This window comes from Priestia endophytica DSM 13796 (assembly GCF_900115845.1).
GTDB classification, from domain to species: Bacteria; Bacillota; Bacilli; order Bacillales; family Bacillaceae_H; genus Bacillus_I; species Bacillus_I endophytica.
Genome location: NZ_FOXX01000003.1, coordinates 25,800 through 46,256, shown reverse-complemented (window position 1 = coordinate 46,256; position 20,457 = coordinate 25,800). Strand labels below are relative to the sequence as shown.

Here is a 20,457-nt window from a genome sequence, read left to right as displayed (position 1 = left end):
CCTAAGGGACCTACTCACATTTTATCGGGCTATGGAGGGCAAAAGTATGGATCCAACCATAAGATAGAACCCATGATCCACATCAGCTGTTTCACACTCAAATGTCCAAATTCTGTTTATTACACCGTTTGCCTATCAACTTGTTGTATGGAGTAATTTTGTTACATATCCTAGAATAAAACCAATTCTCATTTTTTAAAAGAGGGCAATAAAAATTGCCATAGTACATTTTTTTGTACTTAATAACAAAAAGCTGGAGTTATTGCAACCCATATTACCATGATCATTGGTCAGCTTGTAATCGGCATTGTTATTGACAATCTCGGCTGGTTCAATAGTTTAGTCATTCATTTAGATATAAAACGTTATTCTGCATTACTATTTATGATAGTTGCTTTTTATCTTATCTATAAAGAAAATAAACACCCTAGTGAAGAAATATCTGCATAATATAGTAAAATAATTCAAAACGCTGCAATCTAATTTTAACGATTGCAGCGTTTTGAATTAGATAGAATAACCCTATTGAACTAAACCCGTTAGTACAATACTTCACAAATTCGGTCCAATTGATAAAAAATATCATTTTATTATTTCACTCAGGTTTCTCTCCGAATTTTTTGCCGAAATTCTCCATCATATCAAGTATGGGGATAAATTCACATCCTTTAGTTGTTAATGAATATTCAACACGTGGAGGTACCTCAGGAAAAACCTCTCGCTTAATTAATCCATCTGCTTCTAATTCTCTCAACTGTTTTGTAAGAGAACCCTGTGAAATGTCCCATAAAAAAGCTTTAATTTCGCTATAACGACGTTCTTTGGTTTTTAAAAACCAAAGAATAATATACTTCCAGCGTCCTGAAAGCATATTCTGGGTATAGGCAATACCATATACTTCTCTTTGTTCCTTTATACACTCTGGGTCAAATCCATCCTTACATATTCTAGACACCTTTTCACCTGCTTTCTATTGTTAAGTACAAAAAAATGTACTATGGCAATTTTAATTGCCTACTTCAAAAAGATGAGAAATGATTTTATTCTAGTATATGTAACAGAAGTATTCAATACGTTTTTTATATCTAATGAATATATGTTTACGGTTTGATAAATATATGATGGTGTAACTTTAAGCAGAATAATGCTTTTATATACAAATTCTTGAGGAGGAACAATCATGAGATTTGGAATTATAGGTGCAGGACCAATTGGGTCAATTATTTCTAAAAAATTAGTTAAGAATGGGCATGACGTCAAAGTTGCAGATGCAAGGGGAATTGAACATTTAGAAGGAAAAGAGCTTGCTGGAACAGTTGTGCGCGTAGAGGATGTAATGGAAAATATTGAAGTTCTTATAATATCTCTCCCTACTAAAGCAATGCAAAGCATTCGGAACATTATCGATCAAGTCGGGGAGGAAGTAATCATTGTAGATACTTCAAATTATTATCCTTTTAGAGACGACAAAATTGAAGAAATCGAGAACGGGATGGTTGAAAGTGTTTGGGTTTCAAAACAATTAGGCAGACCTGTCATTAAAGCTTTCAACAACTTATTAGCCTATACGTTAGAAAATGAAGGAACATCTGAAGAATCTAGTGGACGAATTGCGATGGCGGTTGCTGGTAATGATCCATCACAAAAACAAGTAGTCATGGACATAGTATACGAGCTAGGCTTTGATGCAGTAGACAGTGGTTCTTTAAGTGACTCTTGGAGACAACAACCAGGAACTCCTGCTTACTGCACAGAGCTAACAAAAGATGAACTTACGGAAGCGTTGAAAAAGGCAAATAAAGAAAAAGCACCATTACTACGGGATAAGGTGATCGAAAGGTTTACAGAAAAAAAGGAAGTTGAATTTTCACATAAGGATGTTGTGAATCTAAACAGAAAAATATACAATTCATAAAAACAAAAGGTGCACTCAGTTAGAGCGCACCTTTTGTTATATAAAACACATCATAATCGTCTACTTTCTGGAAAATGACTATTTAAATTAACTTTTTATCTAGTAAGTATTTGAAGGAGGGAAAAGGAAATGTTTTTTGGCATTTTATTTACGATTCTATGGGCATCTGGGGCGGTTTCTGTTAAATTTGGTCTTTTATCGGCCCCACCATTGATAATGGGGACTATTCGCTTCCTTTTAGCTGGGAGCTTATTGTTATTATATATTTATTTATTTAGGAAAGGTAAATACCGCATGCCCAAAAAATATGAGTGGAAACCCCTGATACTATTAGGTTTATTTAATACTTCTCTGTATCTTGGTTGTGGTTTTTGGGCACTAAAAACAGTATCATCTGGCTTTTTTAATTTAGCAGTCGTTGTTAATCCTTTTCTTGTTGCAATTCTATCCTCCATTTTCATGAATCGTTTCATTCAAAAGAAAGAGTGGATAGGGATGCTTGTTTCAGCCATTGGCTTAGTAATTGCTACATATCCTTTATTACAAGATGGACATTCTACATGGAGTGGAATTATCTTGCTACTAATGGGCATGATATCCATGGCAGTTGGCAGCGTTTATTTTCAAAAACAAAAGTTGCAACTACCAAGCCTAGTAATTAATGCCTGGCAGGTTTTATTCGGGGGGATTATTTTAATTATACCTTCTATTCTTTTAGAATTAGATGAACCTGTTGTATTGGATATAAATCTGATCCTATATCTCGTGTGGTCGGTTTTAGGTGTTTCAATCTTTGCCATGATTTTATGGTTTTATTTACTTAAACAAGATGCTGTTAAAGCAAATATCTGGCTATTCCTAACCCCCATCGCAGGTTACCTTTTAGCCTCTATCTTATTAGGTGAAAAGATTACAATATACGATGCCATTGCTTCCCTTTTTGTTTTTACTGGGTTATATTTATCAGGTAATTTACGACTGAATAAAACACCTAAACCTCCATTAGAGAAAAAGGTAGAAGCCTAAGAAAACCCTTGACTTTATCCCTTTAAGGTTTTAAAACAGAAACAAATAACCGTCCGTCCCGACTAAACTAATTTAGTTCTAAATTCCTTTTAATAAAAAAGAAGCCTTTGCTCAGTACTAGCAAAAGCTTTTCACATATGGGGGAATACATTAATATTATGAACAGTTTTGTAGATTAATATACACGTATGTTTATATATCTTATTCTTTATTCAAGGTACGACAAGGGGGCTTATGGTAGGTGTGGGGGTGTTTTCCTTTTAGAAAGAAGGTTTCAAAATAAATAAAAGCTTTCTTTTGATATGAGAGAGAAGTAAATGATCAACAAGGGGATTTGTGGCAGATGTAGGGAATACTTCCACAAGCATTAGTTGTTATATTGAAAAAAATGGGGATGAAAATGTAACGATTATTTTAGGAAATTTATTTAAACGAAATACAGGCCCGAATTTTGCATTTATCTTTTAGTTGTTGGGTAATCCCCCACTAAATAAAAATGAAGCACTAGTGATGGGTGAGCCACTAGTGCTTCATTGTTTCATGTTCAGAGTAAAGAAGGAGAGCCGTATCACGCCATTGATCTAACTTTTGGTAAAAAAACTTTTTTCTCTCAATGTTTTGTTTTCCTGTGACAAGCTTCTCTATAAGGGCATCTAGATAAAGTTCTCTCTCATTGCGGAAATATATAAATTCTTCTTGAGTCACAATTTATCATCCTCAACTTTCCTTAATATGTAGATCTATATGCTACCACAAGATCTAAAAATTGGGTTGTCTTACAAATGACATTTATAGGTGTTTTAGAGAAGACTAAAAGAGGATTTTAAATATGCGAAGTAAGTATATCTCCTTGAAAGAACTCTAATCAAATTGTGTTTAAGGATATTCTGTGTATTAAAAAGACGTCCGTAAAAGTGCACTTTTGTGAACGTACACTTTACGAACCGTCTGGTTGTGCTCACTTTTTATAGAGTAAAAAAGCAACGAAGTTTAAATATCGTTGCTTCTGGTTTATGGTATAGGATTCGAAAACCAAAAAATGAGCGTTATGATTGGTATTACAAAAGTTAATATGATAATTAAAAGATTCCCATAGATACCTACATACTTTAAAAATCCTCTCTCGCTGAAAAAAGAAGCAAGAAAACCAAGGAAAGGTAGTACATAGTTTAAAAAGATTGCAACAAATACACCACCATACGGAATCCATCCACCCATTGTCGCATAGCGTCCAATTGTAAGAATGAAGGAAACGATGAAGCAAACAACTGAGATAATACCTATTATCTTTTTTCTTTCCACTTTACATTTCTCCTTATCCTAACCTTATAGCATGTTAGACGAGGAATAAGATAGGTATGTTTGGCATTATCATATTAAATAGGATATGTAGATTCCACGGGACGGGCTTGTCTTTTATCTCCTATGACGTACATTATGTCTATCCTTCGTTAATTTTCCGAGGATAAGAGTAAAATACATTATTAAACTCTTATCAAGCAAATCAATGGTTTTTCTTTTGGTAACAATCATTTATCTTTATTCTTCTTTTTTTTTCTGTAATTCAGCTTTCAATTGATTAAATAGTTGCTCCTTTAAATCTTGAATATCTTTTTTCAATTGCTTATTCTTTTTGTCCATTTTAGGAATGTAATCTGGATCCCTTGTAGGAACCTCCTCTGGAGAGTAATTTATCCAAAGCTCACGAATAACATCCAACAATTTCTGGGATATTGAGCTAACTGTATCAGAAAAGAACAAGATATTTAATAGACGGAAATTATTTGCTTCTAAGTATGAGATTTCTGCTTCATTGTATTCGATCTTTCTCAATCTATTCTCCAAGATATTTATTGCTTTTTGTCTATTATCCTTCCAATTCTCTTCAATCAGTTTTCGATCCAAGTTCGTAAAGTTTTTGAATTCCATAAGTGACTTGATATCTTCTATATCAGCATTCGTGTAAATGGGACTCTTTCGGGATCCTCTTAGACCTGTTATCTTTCCTATGCTTACTAAGATTTGTTTGTATAACTCAGGATAATACTCATGCCTTTTAGTAACGTATAGCTCATAATCTTTCAAAAGTATATTCTGTCGGTATTTTAATTCTTCAAGCTTCTCGCTCAGTTCAGCTTTTTGCTTATTAATTTCTTTTTGAAAAGTGGTTTTAACTTCCTCCTGCTTCTTAGTAATTTCTCCAATATCCGTTTTAGTAGCAAGATTTCTTCCCTTTTGCCTAAAAAAACCTGCTATAAAAAAGGTAAGTACAGAGAGAGCTACATTGATTAGAGTAATAAATAAGTAATCCATTCCATTCATTAAAACTCTTCCCTTCCCTTGTTAATAGCTATATCTAAATTATGCTACTAAATTATACATCAATAATTAGAAAAATTTTCATTAAAGAGTTTAAATAAAATATTTTGTATATCCAGAAATCAGGTTGTGTATCAGTTCCCTTTTTTTTATAAAAGTTATGATATTATAGAAACAATCTTAAATTAGAGGAGTAAGTTGTATGACAATGTATCAAGAATATACATTAAGAGATGGAACCATCAAGGCTATAAAAGTAGTAGAAGGTCGCTCTCATAAAGAAGAAATGAAGTTGTTAGGGATCACAGAACGAGACATTTTTTCTATGCAGTTATTAGATAAGAAATCACTACAAAAACCAAAGTAAGCGTTCATACAAAAAGCGTTGTCGGATAGCGACAACGCTTTTTTGTGTAAATCGGGGCATTCATATCATTCATCGTAGTCTTTCTTTTTATTCTTAATTAATTACTTATCTTCAAATATTATGGAATACGTCCATTTTTAATATATTGAATAAAGAACATTAGTTCGTATATAATAGAACAAACGTTCTTTTTTTAGAGAGGTTATTTCAATGGATTATGAGCAGCTTCCAAACCGAATCGTTATGTGTATAGATATGAAATCTTTTTTCGCTTCGGTTTCAAGTGTAATAAGAAGACTAGATCCCTTAAAAGTAAGGCTTGCGGTTGTAGGGGATACCACACGGCCAGGATCGGTCGTATTGGCTGCTACGCCCTTATTAAAGAAAGAAGGGATCAAGACCGGAAGTCGACTTTTTGAGATTCCAAAAAGAAAAGATATTTACATCGTAAACCCTTCTATGGAGCGATATGTGAAAGCGTCTAATTATGTTTCAAGCCTGATGTTACAGTACGTAGCTCCTGAAGATTTTCATGCCTATAGTATTGATGAATTTTTCATTGATGCCACAGCTTCTTTACATTTATTTGCTCAAACACCAGAAGCATTAGCTCATAAAATCATTCATGAAATTTATCAAAAAACAAGACTGACAGCAACAATAGGAATGGGTCCTAACCTTTTAATGGCTAAAGTTAGTTTAGATCATGAAGCAAAACATAGCTCAGCAGGAGTCGCTTATTGGCACTATGAAGATGTACCTCATAAATTATGGTCGATCTACCCTATGAGAGATTTCTGGGGAATTTCATCAGCTACGGAAAGGCGATTAAATGGCTTGGGGATACACTCTCTTAAAGAATTAGCCCTATCATCTAAAGAGCTATTACAAAAAGAATTTGGTGTCTTAGGTAACGAGCTTCATCAACATGCGAATGGCATTGATTATAGCCGTATTTCGGATGTATATATTCCCGACTCTCGCTCATTTGGGAAAAGTCAAATTCTCCTTCGAGACTACACGAGCCGAAAAGAAATTGAATTATTACTATTAGAATTATTAGATGATATTTGCTTTCGGTTACGCATGCATCAAGTGGTTGCTCAAACGGTCCATTTATCCATTGGATATAGCAAACAAACCGGTAAAGGATTTTCTAGACAAAAGAAAATGATTCGAGCCTCCAACTTAAGTCAAGATATCTTTCCTTATTGTTTAACCATCTTACATACGCATGACAACGGAATGCCTATTCGTTCCATAGGCATTTCTCTATCAAATACAACCATTCAAGAGGAGGAACAAATGAGCCTGTTTGAAGATATTGATCGACGTGAAAAAGCCTATACACTTGTAAAGACGATAGATGAGATTCGTCTTCGCTATGGGAAGAATAGTCTTCTTCGGGCTTCAAGCGCTCTCGATTATTCCACAGCTCGTTATCGAAATGGCTTAATGGGAGGCCATAAATCGTAAAGGAGGATGATGATATGCAAGAAGATAGAGGAATGAAAAAATGGAGGGCTTTTGTTACCATGCCGGAGCAATACATAGGATTACAGAAAATCATAAACAAACAATTAGAAATATCAAAGTCCCATTTAACAGAAGAGCAAATGGAACAAATGAATTACATATTACTAGAAGCTTTACATATGCTTAAAACCGTACATATAACCTACTATAAGCAGGGCAGACATATCACCGAAACAGGTGTGATTGAGTTCGTTGATTCCTCTAAAGATGTATTTGTTTTTATAAATGAAGCAGAAGAAGAAATAAGTAAGGTAAGGCTAAGCGACCTGATTGACGTTTCCTTTATTTAAAAATAAAAGCTACTCTTTAGTTATATTTAGAGTAGCTCAGATATAAATACATTTATATTGTTAGACCTATTATAGATTCTTAGTCAATCCACAAGTGGTGCATTTACGTAAATATTGACCATCCTTTTCTGCAGTTTCGACTTTAACAATCAGGACTAGCAGGATTTGAATTGGCGTTCTGATTTTTCATCCCTAACGAAAACGTATCAAAAATATGCTTTTGCACCTGCTCAGGTGTCTCATCAAAATTGTATTTTATCCATTGATAGATAATACCAAAATACCCATAGGAAAAAAAGGATATTAGATAAGAGTGGCTTTTGTCGTAGGGTTCGCCAGCAGGTATCAGCTTTTCAAATACCCGCATAATTGTCACAACCAATCCGTTGTTATTTAACATAGTAAACAGTCGTCTGTTTTCGTAAATATAGTTTAACATGGCAAAGCCCTTGTCTTTCTTTACATCCTCCTCGTGCTTCTGGGCATAACACTCCCACTCGTAATTGAGCTTAAAAATTAATAATTCATCTTTGCTATTTTTGCGACCGAGGTGTCTGTAAAAGGTTGTTCTTCCAACTCCCGCCAAATTGCAGATCACATTCACATTGATCGTATCATAGTCCTGCGATTCCATAAGTTTTATAAGAGCGTCTGCTAGACATAATTTTAGAAATACCGTTTGATTCTTTTTCATAGAGGTACAAATTCTCCTTTTTGTTCCGCATAACGTGTTTGCAACAAGTTTCAAGCTGTTTGGTATTGCTAATCAAGAACTCAACTGTTATAAATATAATGCGATTGAAACAGATGTACCGAATTAGGGCATTTGTTTCCTGTTGACTTTATTCTAATATAAGTCATTTCTTTGTCAACGGAAAGGAAAACGGAGGGTGGAAATATGAAAAAGGTGCTAAAAGTAATTGGGATTACGGTTTTAAGTTTTATCGCTTTAATCATAATCTTGTTATCATTTTTACTAATCAAGAATTACTTGGATTCTAAAAAGCCGATTATCGAGGATACCTATTATAAGAATTTTCAATCTGACGCTACATTAGAGAAAAAGTATGCGGGATTGGGGAGTTATGAAGTATCGCTCGTTAAATTGAAATCAGAGGATGATACGATAAAGGAGTACAAAATTTGGTATCCTACAGAACTCAAAAGCAAAAGTCAAGCGTATCCACTCATCGTCGTGACAAATGCAAGCAACACAGCTGCTTCCGTTTATGAGTCGTTTTTTGAAAGACTTGCTTCATGGGGATTTATTGTGGTAGGCAATGAGGACAAGCAGGCGGGGACAGGTTTAACGACTTCAAAAACACTGGATTATGTATTGGAACTGAATAGCGATTCCGACAGTATATTCTACGGGAAGGTAAGTCAGGACAATATCGGCGTTATCGGCTATTCTCAGGGAGGCGCAGGAGCGATAAGAGCCGTCACGGAATATGATAACAGTAATAAATATAAAACGATATTTACCGGAAGCGCCGCATATTCGCTGCTTGCCAAAAATATGGGTTGGGAATATGATATTTCAAAAGTTGCGATACCTTATTTTATGTCAGCAGGAACAGGCAGCTCTGACGACTCAGGTGAAGATTCGAAAACCAGTTTTGGAGGCGTCGCACCGCTTTCATCCCTAATTGTTAACTATGACGGAATCAGGAATGACGTGTTTAAGGTCCGTGCAAGAATCAACGGAGCAGAACACGGGGATATGCTTACAAGAGCAGATGGATATATGACTGCTTGGATGTTATATCAGCTACAAAATGATGAAGAAGCGAGGTTGGTGTTTATTGGAAAGTCGGCGGAAATACTAAGTAATTCTAACTGGCAGGATATTGAAAAGAACAACTAATACGAGTTTGGAGAAGTTACAATTTAATTTAAGAGAAAGCAGAAACGGCTCAGAAACGCTATCTGAACCGTATCTCATTTGTTTCAGAAGCCCACGTATTTACCTAACTCTAGGAATTTTGTTGGTAATGGTGTCAGCAGGAATAATCATTAAAAAGATAATAAAAACAAAACCTTTAAGAGAAATCACTGGTATTTAACCAGTGATTTTTTTATTAATTTAGTTTTCCTTTTTCCACGAACCTGTCCCGATAGTTTAAGTGAATTTTTTCACAACCTTTAAATTGTTGTTCAACAATCTGGCCCTATTCTTGAATAGTCAACTAAAACTTTATCCTAAAAACTCATGTGCTTGTTTTAGAACTTGTTTATGATCTTCATACTTAAATAAGTTTAATGCATCGGTAAATGTAACCCATTTATACACTGCAATTTCACTTTTTTGAATGGTCACAGAGTTACTCGTGGGTGTCCCTAAGAATAAAATTACTTGTTTTCTATTATTTGTTTCTGAAATTGTATATTCCATACTTGTCTTGAAACCTTCATGAATTAGAACATCTAGACCTGTCTCTTCTTTAACTTCGTGGTACTCTTTTCTTTTACAATAAAATAATAGTTAACTTGTAATGAAAGATAAGAAAGGGGAAAGCGTATGAAAAAGTTAAAACTAATAACTGTCTGTCTTGTTTTAATAGGCATAGGTTCATTGTCTTATTATATATTTGGTCAAGAACATAGGTATGCTAAGAGATACGCACATCAACTCTTTGATTATCCGTTACCTCCAAAAACAAAAATAATGGAACAGGATTTTGATCATGGAGTTTTATACGGTGGAGGGCCTTCAGGAAGTGGAGGGTATCCAACTGTTGCAGCATACATGAAATTATCCTCTGAATTAAGTGAAAAAGAGATATTCGATTATTATCATAAGAAACATTTTGAGATATACTTTGAGGGCGATGAAACAATGGAGAAGGATAGTAAAGGACGAATATGGTATGAAGGTAAAAATGCAGTGAAAGAAAATCTGAGTATCGAAAATAATAAAGGAAGACCCATCAAATTCATTATTCAAAGTAAAAAAGAATTTAGTTATCCATTCTTTATAAGTTTTTAATAAAGTTCGTATGCCCTTTTACTACCTAGAATCAACATTATGCGAACTAAAAATAAGTATCTTATACAGCGTAAAAATAGAAAAAACTACTGATTGTGAAGTGAACCCAAAAAGTTAGACATTTATTTAAGCAGTTAATGAGGATTGATTTCTGTATTCTACAGGAGTCAATCCTTTTAATTTGGTTTTAATTCTTTTGTGATTGTAATAGAAAATATAAGACTCTAACTCTTGTTTAAAGTGCTCTATACTATTAAACTCTTGAAGATAAAATAACTCTGATTTTAATAAACCGAAGAAATTTTCTATCACCGCGTTATCTAAACAATTACCCTTACGGGACATACTTTGGGTAATGTTATGCTCCTTCAATAAATGCTGATATCGTGTCATTTGATAATGCCAACCTTGATCGGAATGTAGAATAGGGTGATCTCCTTCATTCAAGTGTTCAAATGCTTCATTTAACATCGTTGTCACGAGTGAGAAAGCAGGTCGTTTATCAATATGATAGGAGATGATTTCTCCATTAAACAGGTCCAGAATTGGGGATAAATAAAGCTTTTCTCCACATAAATGAAACTCTGTGACATCCGTTACCCACTTTTCATTTGGTTTAGTAGCTTTAAAATCACGTTTAAGAATATTTGGAGCGATTCTCCCTGCTTTTCCACGATAAGAACGATACTTTTTAAGTCTTACAAGGCATTTTAAACCTAATTCCTGCATTAACCGATAGACGGTCTTGTGGTTAATCAGGTAGCCTAGACGGCGTAACTCGATTGTAACACGACGATAACCATATCTACCTTTGTGTTCATGAAAGATACGCTTAATCATTTGTTTTATTTCTTTATATTTATCGGGACGTTTAAAGGTTTTCATCCAATAATAGTACGTACTACGGGCGATTCCAGCTACCTTGATAAGATCGGCGACCTTATACTTATGCTTTAATTCAACGATTACTTGAGCTTTTTCTCGTTCTTTGATTCCCTTGATGTCTGAACTAAGGCGTTTAACTTTTTTAGATAAACATTTTCCATTCGCAAACGTTCGATTTCTTTTACTAACTCTTCATTTGTTTTCCTGGCATCCTTCTTCTGATTTAAATTCTTTTTCACTTCTGGAGTCCTCCTGCTTTTAGGATACAAACCATCCAGGCCCTGTTCTTGGAAATTCCTTCTCCATTTTACAACGGTTGAGTAGGAAGGAATATTAAATACAGAAGAGGCTTCACGAATAGACGCCCCCGTTTTTTCAATATAGATTAATACCTCCATTTTAAACTCGACAGAGTACTTTGTATATGTTGACTCTAAGCCTGCTTCTCCATGTTTTCTAAATAAAGCTACCCATTGAATCACATCTGATCTATTCGCCCCAACTAGCTCAGCTGCTTCTTTATAGGAATACTGTTTATGAATATAAAAATCTATAGCTGTTAATTTTGTTTTAAGTGTGTGTTTTGACATAAAAAAACTGCACCTCCGATTGTTAGATTGTGTCTAACAATCGGGGTGCAGTTCAGAACGGGTTTGCGCTTTTTTTACTTCCTAGAATAAATTTTATATAAACTAAGTTTATATAAAATTTGTTAGAGGTAGTGTTTATAAAAACTATATATCATAGTTTTACACTTAAAGTATTAGTAAAGAGAACTTACAAATAGAGATAAAAAACACAAGCAATCCCTTTTGACAAAGAATTGGCAAAAGGGATTGCTTGTTAAGAGTTCAGGTTCTTTTGTTTTCACCTTATTTATCTTTCTTCCCTTTTAAATCGTCTAATAACTTTACGTGACTCGTTTAAATCATTCATAATTCGATAAGGTTTGCTAATCATACGAATTGGAACCTTATATAAAAATCCACTTAGATCTTCTTTATATTCTTTTGTAATTCTTGATGGTTTCGTTGAGATACGATTATAAACTTCCTTATAAAATTCTTTCATAATATCTCTTCGTATTTTCATTCCACGTTTACAATCTTCACATTGAACACTTTCAATTTTATGATTAATGTAAGTAATTAAGTGAGGGGTTTCTTCATTACAAGTAATACAGTATAAATTAGCTTCCATTTTAGAACTTTTCATGTTGTTCCTCTCCTTAACATAGTTGTTATCTAATTGTTTAGTTTATGTTCAATAAAGTTAACCAAGGCGTCTATGGCCTGTTGTTCATCAGGTCCCTCTGCTTCTATTTTAATTGTCATTCCCTTTGGAATAGCCAGACTCATAAGCCCCATAATGCTTTTACCACTAACTTTTCAATCACCTTTTATGACTGAAATCTCAGAGTGGAATTTATCAAGTACTTTTATAAATTGCGTTGCATGTCTTGCGTGTAATCCACTTGTATTCATAATTCTTATTTCAACAGAATTCATGAAAAGTCCTCCAGCTTCCTTTTAAAGTACTTTATTAGTTAGCTCTTGGTTACTTAAATAAAGAGGTGATTGCAACTTAATAATTCTCGTCTACCTTTGCAGTCTATAATCAATTTTCGAATCCTCATTGTTCATAGTCTAATATCAACACATAATTGGCTTTCTAAGATAACTGTCTAAACATAAGTTGGGATGAGGATGTAATGGTTGGAATCTCTTTTTCTTCTACACAAATCATTCCAGGCATTTCGGATTTCGAGGAACCATCAAAAGTGATAGTTGAATGTCCTAAATCTCTCATTGTTTCATTCACTTTGTTTCCAACAAAGGTGACTTTAAAAGATTGGTTGTCTATTACTAATTCATCACCTATTTTAATATCTTCTTCTAATGAACAACGCTTATGCACAACAGAAATATCTCGTAAATCATCTGGGGCAGAATCATTAAATAAAATAATCATTTTTTCCTGTAAGAATAGTTCTACTTGTGAACCTACTTCGGTAACAATAGATTGATAAATTGTCTTCATAATGATCATCCTCCAGTTATTTGTTATTCGTATAAACCAAAACTAAATACATAAGCAATAGCTACAGATAGTGGACCTGTAATTAATCTTGACATTAGTACAGCTGGTACACCTACTTCAACTGTCTCAGAATCAGCTTCACCAAGGGTTAGTCCTACTGGAACAAAATCACATCCAGCTTGAGGATTGATTGCAAATAAAGCTGGTAAAGCTAAGTTTGGTGGAATATTTCCTCTACCAATCTCCACGCCAATTAATACGCCTACAACCTGAGCAATAACAGCTCCAGGACCTAGTAGTGGCGATAAGAGGGGCACTGCACAAATAACTGATAGAAGTAGAAGTCCTAAAATATTTCCAGCCAGTGGAGATACAAATTTAGCGATTAAATCTCCAATTCCTGTATATAAAATAATGCCAATAATGGTACTAACTAGGGCCATAAAAGGCAATATATTTTTAATAACCTGTTCAACAGTCTCACGTGCAGCTTGATAGAATATGCCGACTATTCCACCCATACTTCTCCCAAGTCTTTCAATAAGTGATGTCTTACCTGTCTCTTTTGAGGTGTACTGAGCAGCTTTTTTCTTAGCTTCTTCTTTTAGTAGTTGAGGTGTTTGAGTAGCTGTCTGTTGTTCTACTTGAATCGGGACAGTATCTTTAGATTCTCCTGAGAGGAATTCAATATTATCTTCCTTAACACCTGATACAAAGTTATGTTCTTTAATAAAATTCATTAAGGGTCCTGACGGAGACGTGGGCATTAAATTAATTGTCATTACTCCCATTTTGGGATAGACACCACAGCGAGCAGTTCCTCCACAATCTATAATGACACAAGCCATTTGGTTACTCTCAATAGATGTTTTGAACCCATCTATAGCTATGCCACCTGTTAAATCGGCAATTCGTTGGGCGGTGGGGTGTATCCCACCGCCAGTGACTGATACAATATATTTTCGTACTTCATTCGGTTTAATAAATAACGGGCCTCCCCATCCACCATTTCCTTTGGATATTTTAACTTTCTTAAATGAAGTTAGAACAGCCTGACTTTGACTCATAAATTTTCCTCCTTTCTTTAAATTTGATTAGTTAGACGCCGTTTTTAGTTCCTTGTTTTTCATCATTTTTATCGTAATCTTTTCTGTTATAATCCCTCTAATTAAAATTACGATCATCCCAACAATAAAGAAACGAATCGCTAATGGACCCAAGGATAGATTTAATTGAATAATCCCTGCTGATATACCAGTATAAACAAATAATTCAGCTGCATTTGCATGTGGAAATAGTCCAGTTATTGGATGGACTAGAGAAACAGCTGAATCATAAAATGCAGGTTTTTGTTTTTCAGGTAGAAACTTTCCGAACGTGTAGGCCATTGGGTTTGTTAAGAAAAAAACAGCTAATAGGGGAAACAAAGTGTATCTTAAAATAATATTTTTAGTGCATTTTAGTGCAAACCTCTGAATTCTATTTTCACCAACCAACTTAATAAGGGCATTAACAGCCGTAATTAAACATAGGAGGGTGGGAACAATTCCTGTTAACATTCCAACAAATGTTTCTCCCCCTTTTTCAAACATACCTATAAACCCTTCTGCCAATTTTACAAACCACTCCATCATTTTCCCTCCCTTTTCATAACATAGGAACTGTTTCTTTCATTTGTTGATATATTTTTTCAATTGCCATTTTTAAAGAGGATTGGTACTTAGCTTCGTAATCTAAAATATTTATATCTAAAATATCAAGATCTTTAAAACGCTTACATTTTTTGAATCTTGCAAAGACTGTAACTCCCGACATCATTCTACAATCAACAATAATCCCTTCTGAATTGGTTACCACTATTAAAACAGTTCCAATCCCTAGTCTTTTTTTATCAACTCCTACTCCTAGATAACCAGAAAATCGATTGCTCATTTCCTTTATGGTTTGATGGTAGTGCTTTAATTGCTTCCTTGTCATAAAAGATTGTAATAGCCAAAGAGTTATAAAGATTACAATGAATATCCCCCACATACTCACACTCCTTAACAAAGGTTCATTAATATTACTTTTGTTAAGTATAATTTCCCTTCTGTTAGGTTGTCAATAAAATTAATCTGAATAGTCAAAAAACTATTTATGTAACCTTGATTTAAATGTAATTTTTATTGTTTATTCAATTGATATATTGAAAAGAAGTTTTTGTACTTGACGAATTGTCTGAAAATAAATATGATGTTAACAAAGGTAACTTAATTGAACAAATGTAAATAAGGAGGAAAAATCATGCTCAGCACATTAAAATTGCCTTCTCATATAACAGAGAAGAAACTTAAAAATCTTTATAAAGAAATGTGGCTCATTCGATACTTTGATGAAAAAGTCGATCAATTTTTTGCAAAGGGAATGATTCATGGTACTACTCACCTTTGTGTAGGACAGGAGGCATCAGCGTCTGGATCAATTGCAGCGCTTCAAAGCAAGGATAAAATTATCAGTACTCACCGAGGTCATGGACACTGCATTGCAAAAGAAGGTGATGTTAATAAAATGATGGCTGAATTGTTTGGTAGGGTAACAGGCTATTGTAAGGGAAAAGGCGGTTCAATGCACATTGCAGATGTCGAAAAAGGGAATCTGGGGGCAAATGGAATTGTAGGTGGAGGGATTCCACTTGCTGTAGGTGCTGCATTAACATCTAAAATGAAAAATCAAGGTTATGTAGTCTTATGCTTTTTCGGGGATGGTGCTTCTAATGAAGGGAGTTTCCATGAAGCATTAAACTTAGCAGCTATTTGGGAGTTACCAGTGGTGTTCATCTGTGAGAACAATCAATATGGAATGTCCGGTCCTGTAAAGGAAATGACAAAAATTGAAAATATCGCAGATCGTGCAATTGCTTACGGAATTCCTGGAGAAGTGGTAGATGGAAATGACATGATTGAAATCATGAATACTGTCCACGGTGCAGTAGAGAAGGCGCGTGATGGTAAGGGACCAGCTTTAATTGAAATGAAAACCTATCGTTGGAAAGGTCATTCTAAAAGTGATGCGAAAAAATATCGTACGCGTGAAGAAGAAAAAGAGTGGAGAAAGAAAGATGGTATTAAACGATTTAAGGATTTATTGATAGGAGAGAAAATATTGACTGAAAATGAAGCAAATAAATTACAAGAAACAGCAAAGCACGAAATTGAAGAAGCTGTGAAGTTTGCTGAAAATAGTCCAGAACCACCGTTAGAGAGTCTCTTAGAAGATGTTTATGCTTAAAGTTGGGAGGAATTAATATGACGGAAATTAAAACAAGAGAAATTACGTATTTAGAAGCAGTTAGGGAATCTATGAGTCAAGAAATGCGCCAAAATGAAGATGTATTTATACTAGGAGAAGATATTGGGGTATATGGCGGAGCATTTGGTGTGACGCGCGGAATGATTGAGGAATTTGGACCAGAACGAGTTCGTAATACCCCTATTTCAGAAGCAGCCATTGCAGGTGGGGCGGTTGGAGCTGCTCTTACTGGTATGAGACCAATCTTAGAATTGCAATTTTCAGATTTTATCACTATTGCAATGGATCAACTAGTAAACCAGGCAGCTAAAACACGTTACATGTTTGGTGGAAAGGGAAAAGTTCCGATGGTTGTAAGGACACCTGCTGGTTCTGGTACCGGAGCAGCAGCACAACATTCGCAAAGTTTAGAAGCTTGGATGGCTCACATTCCTGGTTTGAAAGTTGTTCAGCCCTCTACTGCCTACGATGCTAAAGGTTTATTAAAGGCTGCAATGGATGATGACAATCCAGTTATTTTTTATGAACATAAATTATTATATCGGACACAGTGCGACGTACCGGAGGAACAGTACTCTATTCCATTAGGAAAAGCAGATATTAAACGTGAAGGAAAAGATGTCACGATTGTAGCTACAGCAATTATGGTACATAAAGCATTAGAAGCAGCAGCAGAATTGGAGAAAGAAGGTATTGAAGTAGAAATCATTGATCCTCGCACAATTGTCCCTTTAGATGAAGAAACTATTATAGAATCTGTAAAAAAGACTGGCCGTCTTATTGTCGTCCATGAGGCAGTTAAACGTGGGGGCTTTGGTGGTGAGATTGCTAGTATGATTGCTGAAAGTGAAGCATTTGATTATTTAGATTCTCCAATCAAACGATTAGGAGGATTAGCAGTGCCGATTCCTTATAATCCAACATTAGAGAAGGCTGTGGTTCCTCAAGTACCAGATATTATTGAAGCAGTCAAAGAAACAGTTCGTTTTAAATAAGGAGAGTGAAAATATGGCAAAAGAGATTTTTATGCCGAAATTAAGTAGTACGATGGAGACTGGTACCCTCCTTGAGTGGTTTAAAGAAGAAGGAGATAGGGTTGAAATAGGAGAACCACTTTTTGAAATCCTAACAGATAAGATTAACATTGAAGTTGAAGCATATGACGATGGTGTTTTATTGAAAAAGTATTTTGATACTGACGATCAAATTCCGGTTAATCATGTAATTGGTTATATTGGTCAAGCAGATGAACAAGTACCTGAGGAATCGCCAGGTGAGTCGGGTGAGTCAAATGAATCAAATGAATCAAGTGAGCAATCAGTTCAAGAAGAAACGGAAACTGAGAAGGACGAAAAACGATTAGTAGCCACCTCAGTTATTTCTAGCACAAAACCACGTGCTACTCCAGCAGCAAAAAGGATAGCAAAAACAAAGCAAGTGGACTTAACAAACGTAGCCGGAAGTGGTCCAAATGGAAGAGTTCATGTAAAAGACGTTAATCAGTATGTAGAGGAAGGTCAAGTGCATTCGAAAATCACACCACTTGCTAATAAAATAGCTCAACAAGAGAACATAGATGTAACTACAATTTCAGGAAGTGGCCTGAACGGAAAGATTGTTAAACAAGATATATCTACAGCTATTCAAGAAAAAGGTATAAAAGAATCAGATTCCTCTAAGAAACGAAGAAAAATTGGTGGCATGCGTAAAATCATTTCAGATCGTATGTCTCAGAGTGCTTTTACAGCGCCTCATGTTACGTTAACGAGTGAGGTTGATATGACGAAGGTAAAAGAATTACGCACTCAACTTTTACCTATTATTGAAAAGCAAACAAGCCTGCGTCTATCATATACAGAAGTAATCATCAAAGCAGTAGGATTAGTATTATCACGTTTTCCAGCAGTTAATGCATCTTTTATAGATGATGAAATTATATACAATGACACTGTTCATATTGGTTTGGCGGTTGCTGTTCCAGATGGATTGATGGTACCTGTTCTTAAAGATGTAAACCAAAAGGGCCTAGCAGACTTAACGATGGAGGCAAAAGATATTGGGAAACGTGCAAGAGAACAAAAATTATTACCTGATCAATTAAAAGGTTCCACATTTACAATTAGTAACCTTGGTATGTATGCAATAGATGTATTTACACCAATTATTAATCAACCAGAAACAGCTATTTTAGGAGTAGGGAGAATGCTAGAAAAACCGGTTGTTGTAAACGATAATATTAAAATTCGTCCGATGATGACATTAAGTATGTCGTTTGATCATCGTGTAATTGATGGTGCTCCAGCAGCAGAATTTTTAACGGAACTTAAACGTGTCCTAGAAAATCCGTTTGAATTGCTAGTATAAGAGGTGAAAAGTATGGTAAATGTTTATGAAGTTGTAGTGATAGGTGGAGGACCAGGTGGATATGTAGCCGCATTACACGCGGCAGAGCTTGGAAAAAAAGTTGCTTTAATTGAGGCTGACTTCTTAGGTGGTACGTGCTTAAATAGAGGTTGCATTCCTTCTAAAACATTATTGAAACATGCTGAGATAATTGAATCTATTGAGAAAGCACAATCATGGGGAATTGAAACAGGGGAACTCTCTTTCTCATTAGGCAAAATGAAAAAACGCAAAGATGATGTTATTCAGCGTTTGCGTCAAGGAATTTCTTATTTACTAAGTCAAGGAAAGATAGATGTCTACGAAGGTTTTGGCAAGATTGAAGAAGGAAAAGTGATTAAAATTGAGTCAAAAGAGAAAGAAGAACGAATTCAAGCTGAACGTATTATTATAGCTACAGGATCATCCCCTATTGTCCCACCAATAGAAGGCTTATCCTCTGTTGATTTTGATACAAGTGATACAATCTTTGATATTCAAGAGATCCCTAAATCAGTTGTTATTATTGGTGGGGGTGTCATTGGAGTAGAGTTTGCCTGTATTTTTGCTAGTTTGAAAGCAGAAGTAACAGTGATTGAAGCAGCAGATCGTATTATTCCAAGTGAAGATATAGACGCTTCTAAGATATTGAACAAACTCCTTAAGAAAAAAGGAATTCGTTTTTATACAAGTACGAAAGTAACCAAAGTCCAAGAACAAAACACGCAAAAAGTTGTGACATGTATAGATGCAAAAGGGAAAGAACATCTCTTTGAAGCAGAGACTCTTATTTTGAGTGTAGGGCGAAAACCTAATCTTTCAGCTATTCAGAATCTAAATGTTGGAATGGAAGGACCGTTTATCAAAGTAAATGAAAAAATGGAAACAAGTGTTCCTTCAATTTATGCAGTTGGTGATGTGGTTGGAGGTTATCAATTAGCGCATGTTGCGAGTGCAGAGGGGATTATAGCTGCTAATAATGCAGCTGGATTTAATGATAAAATTGATTATAAAGTAGTGCCTCGTTGTATCTATACATTACCTGAGGTAGCAAGTGTAGGAATCACAGAAGAAGAAGCAAAAAAACAGGGGATATCTGTTCGAGTCGAGCGCTTTGATCATGCTGGAAATGGAAAAGCTCTTGCTTCAGGAGAATCAGATGGTTTTGTCAAAATAGTGTATGAAGAAAATTATGGAGAAATCATAGGTGTAACAATGGTTGGTTCGCATGTTACCGAAATGATTTCTGAAGCTTCTGCTTTTATATATTTAGAGGGAACGGTTGAGGAAGTTTCAAAGATGATCCATCCTCATCCAGCTGTTGCTGAATCATTCTATGAAGCAGCGATTAATAGTATAAACTCTATGAGAAAGAAAAGTGTTCTTGTCTAATAAAGGATATATCTTTGTTAGGAGATAC

Annotated in this window: 23 protein-coding genes and 2 pseudogenes; 12 read left to right on the top strand and 13 right to left on the bottom strand. The window is 34.9% G+C overall.

What is annotated here, in order from left to right:
• Positions 1-261: 261 nt before the first annotated feature.
• Positions 262-450 (top strand): DMT family transporter, encoded by a 189-nt coding sequence (locus tag BM012_RS07060; protein ID WP_407719610.1) that lies wholly within the window; start codon positions 262-264, stop codon positions 448-450.
• Between the two features lie 145 nt (positions 451-595).
• Here the strand turns inward: BM012_RS07060 and BM012_RS07055 are convergent, their stop codons facing one another.
• Positions 596-955 (bottom strand): winged helix-turn-helix transcriptional regulator, encoded by a 360-nt coding sequence (locus BM012_RS07055; protein WP_061802790.1) that lies wholly within the window; start codon positions 953-955, stop codon positions 596-598.
• Between the two features lie 225 nt (positions 956-1,180).
• Between BM012_RS07055 and BM012_RS07050 the strand changes: the two genes are divergently transcribed.
• Positions 1,181-1,915, top strand: coding sequence for an NADPH-dependent F420 reductase (locus tag BM012_RS07050; RefSeq protein ID WP_061802791.1), 735 nt, complete (start codon positions 1,181-1,183; stop codon positions 1,913-1,915).
• 129 nt (positions 1,916-2,044) lie between these two features.
• Positions 2,045-2,941, top strand: coding sequence for a DMT family transporter (locus tag BM012_RS07045; protein ID WP_061802792.1), 897 nt, complete (start codon positions 2,045-2,047; stop codon positions 2,939-2,941).
• A 522-nt stretch (positions 2,942-3,463) separates the two neighbouring features.
• Here the strand turns inward: BM012_RS07045 and BM012_RS07040 are convergent.
• The 3 genes from BM012_RS07040 to BM012_RS07030 all read right to left on the bottom strand — a co-directional run bounded on the left by BM012_RS07040 (position 3,464) and on the right by BM012_RS07030 (position 5,263).
• The gene (locus BM012_RS07040) at positions 3,464-3,646 is read right to left on the bottom strand and encodes a hypothetical protein (RefSeq protein WP_061802793.1); all 183 of its coding nucleotides are present in this window, start codon (positions 3,644-3,646) and stop codon (positions 3,464-3,466) included.
• A 306-nt stretch (positions 3,647-3,952) separates the two neighbouring features.
• Positions 3,953-4,243, bottom strand: coding sequence for a hypothetical protein (locus tag BM012_RS07035; protein WP_061802794.1), 291 nt, complete (start codon positions 4,241-4,243; stop codon positions 3,953-3,955).
• Between the two features lie 237 nt (positions 4,244-4,480).
• Entirely contained in the window at positions 4,481-5,263 is a 783-nt protein-coding gene (locus BM012_RS07030) for a hypothetical protein (RefSeq protein ID WP_061802795.1), read from the bottom strand.
• A gap of 199 nt (positions 5,264-5,462) precedes the next feature.
• On the opposite strand from BM012_RS07030, the gene BM012_RS26325 reads away from it, so the two are divergent.
• The 3 genes from BM012_RS26325 (at position 5,463) to BM012_RS07020 (ending at position 7,453) form a co-directional block, all read left to right on the top strand.
• Complete coding sequence (locus BM012_RS26325) at positions 5,463-5,627, top strand: hypothetical protein (RefSeq protein ID WP_167360135.1); 165 nt, start codon at positions 5,463-5,465, stop codon at positions 5,625-5,627.
• A 210-nt stretch (positions 5,628-5,837) separates the two neighbouring features.
• Positions 5,838-7,103, top strand: coding sequence for a Y-family DNA polymerase (locus BM012_RS07025; RefSeq protein ID WP_061802796.1), 1,266 nt, complete (start codon positions 5,838-5,840; stop codon positions 7,101-7,103).
• 14 nt (positions 7,104-7,117) lie between these two features.
• Positions 7,118-7,453: a YolD-like family protein gene (locus tag BM012_RS07020; RefSeq protein ID WP_061802797.1), complete on the top strand. Its 336-nt coding sequence runs from the start codon at positions 7,118-7,120 to the stop codon at positions 7,451-7,453.
• Positions 7,454-7,595: 142 nt separating this feature from the next.
• Here the strand turns inward: BM012_RS07020 and BM012_RS07015 are convergent, their stop codons facing one another.
• Entirely contained in the window at positions 7,596-8,147 is a 552-nt protein-coding gene (locus BM012_RS07015) for a TetR/AcrR family transcriptional regulator (protein WP_061802798.1), read from the bottom strand.
• Between the two features lie 204 nt (positions 8,148-8,351).
• On the opposite strand from BM012_RS07015, the gene BM012_RS07010 reads away from it, so the two are divergent.
• Positions 8,352-9,320, top strand: a complete 969-nt coding sequence (locus BM012_RS07010) for a poly(ethylene terephthalate) hydrolase family protein (protein ID WP_061802799.1) — start codon at positions 8,352-8,354, stop codon at positions 9,318-9,320.
• 330 nt (positions 9,321-9,650) lie between these two features.
• Here BM012_RS07010 and BM012_RS26320 read toward each other — a convergent pair.
• A pseudogene (locus BM012_RS26320) lies at positions 9,651-9,893 on the bottom strand (hypothetical protein); the annotation flags it as partial.
• 81 nt (positions 9,894-9,974) lie between these two features.
• On the opposite strand from BM012_RS26320, the gene BM012_RS07000 reads away from it, so the two are divergent.
• Positions 9,975-10,442: a hypothetical protein gene (locus BM012_RS07000; RefSeq protein ID WP_061802801.1), complete on the top strand. Its 468-nt coding sequence runs from the start codon at positions 9,975-9,977 to the stop codon at positions 10,440-10,442.
• Between the two features lie 126 nt (positions 10,443-10,568).
• Here the strand turns inward: BM012_RS07000 and BM012_RS25825 are convergent.
• The 7 genes and pseudogenes from BM012_RS25825 to BM012_RS06960 all read right to left on the bottom strand — a co-directional run bounded on the left by BM012_RS25825 (position 10,569) and on the right by BM012_RS06960 (position 15,398).
• Positions 10,569-11,917, bottom strand: a protein-coding gene (locus BM012_RS25825; RefSeq protein ID WP_139210312.1) for an IS3 family transposase whose coding sequence is annotated in 2 segments (ribosomal slippage) — positions 10,569-11,458 and positions 11,458-11,917 — 1,350 coding nt in all. Because the reading frame shifts where the segments join, the coding sequence is not laid out codon by codon here.
• 286 nt (positions 11,918-12,203) lie between these two features.
• Positions 12,204-12,542, bottom strand: a complete 339-nt coding sequence (locus BM012_RS06985) for a hypothetical protein (protein WP_061802804.1) — start codon at positions 12,540-12,542, stop codon at positions 12,204-12,206.
• A gap of 29 nt (positions 12,543-12,571) precedes the next feature.
• Positions 12,572-12,835: pseudogene (locus BM012_RS06980) on the bottom strand (HPr family phosphocarrier protein).
• A gap of 163 nt (positions 12,836-12,998) precedes the next feature.
• Entirely contained in the window at positions 12,999-13,367 is a 369-nt protein-coding gene (locus BM012_RS06975; protein ID WP_061802805.1) for a PTS glucitol/sorbitol transporter subunit IIA, read from the bottom strand.
• A 23-nt stretch (positions 13,368-13,390) separates the two neighbouring features.
• On the bottom strand, positions 13,391-14,434 hold the full coding sequence (gene srlE, locus BM012_RS06970; RefSeq protein ID WP_061802806.1) for a PTS glucitol/sorbitol transporter subunit IIB: 1,044 nt from the start codon (positions 14,432-14,434) through the stop codon (positions 13,391-13,393).
• Between the two features lie 27 nt (positions 14,435-14,461).
• On the bottom strand, positions 14,462-14,998 hold the full coding sequence (srlA, locus tag BM012_RS06965; protein WP_061802807.1) for a PTS glucitol/sorbitol transporter subunit IIC: 537 nt from the start codon (positions 14,996-14,998) through the stop codon (positions 14,462-14,464).
• Positions 14,999-15,014: 16 nt separating this feature from the next.
• Entirely contained in the window at positions 15,015-15,398 is a 384-nt protein-coding gene (locus BM012_RS06960) for a transcriptional regulator GutM (RefSeq protein WP_061802808.1), read from the bottom strand.
• A 252-nt stretch (positions 15,399-15,650) separates the two neighbouring features.
• On the opposite strand from BM012_RS06960, the gene BM012_RS06955 reads away from it, so the two are divergent.
• The 4 genes from BM012_RS06955 to lpdA are packed head-to-tail and all read left to right on the top strand — an operon-like array spanning position 15,651 to position 20,429.
• Positions 15,651-16,634: a thiamine pyrophosphate-dependent dehydrogenase E1 component subunit alpha gene (locus tag BM012_RS06955; RefSeq protein ID WP_061802809.1), complete on the top strand. Its 984-nt coding sequence runs from the start codon at positions 15,651-15,653 to the stop codon at positions 16,632-16,634.
• A gap of 17 nt (positions 16,635-16,651) precedes the next feature.
• Entirely contained in the window at positions 16,652-17,650 is a 999-nt protein-coding gene (locus BM012_RS06950; RefSeq protein WP_061802810.1) for an alpha-ketoacid dehydrogenase subunit beta, read from the top strand.
• A 13-nt stretch (positions 17,651-17,663) separates the two neighbouring features.
• Positions 17,664-19,019, top strand: a complete 1,356-nt coding sequence (locus BM012_RS06945; RefSeq protein ID WP_061802811.1) for a dihydrolipoamide acetyltransferase family protein — start codon at positions 17,664-17,666, stop codon at positions 19,017-19,019.
• Between the two features lie 12 nt (positions 19,020-19,031).
• Positions 19,032-20,429 (top strand): dihydrolipoyl dehydrogenase, encoded by a 1,398-nt coding sequence (lpdA, locus tag BM012_RS06940; protein ID WP_061802812.1) that lies wholly within the window; start codon positions 19,032-19,034, stop codon positions 20,427-20,429.
• Positions 20,430-20,457 lie beyond the last annotated feature (28 nt).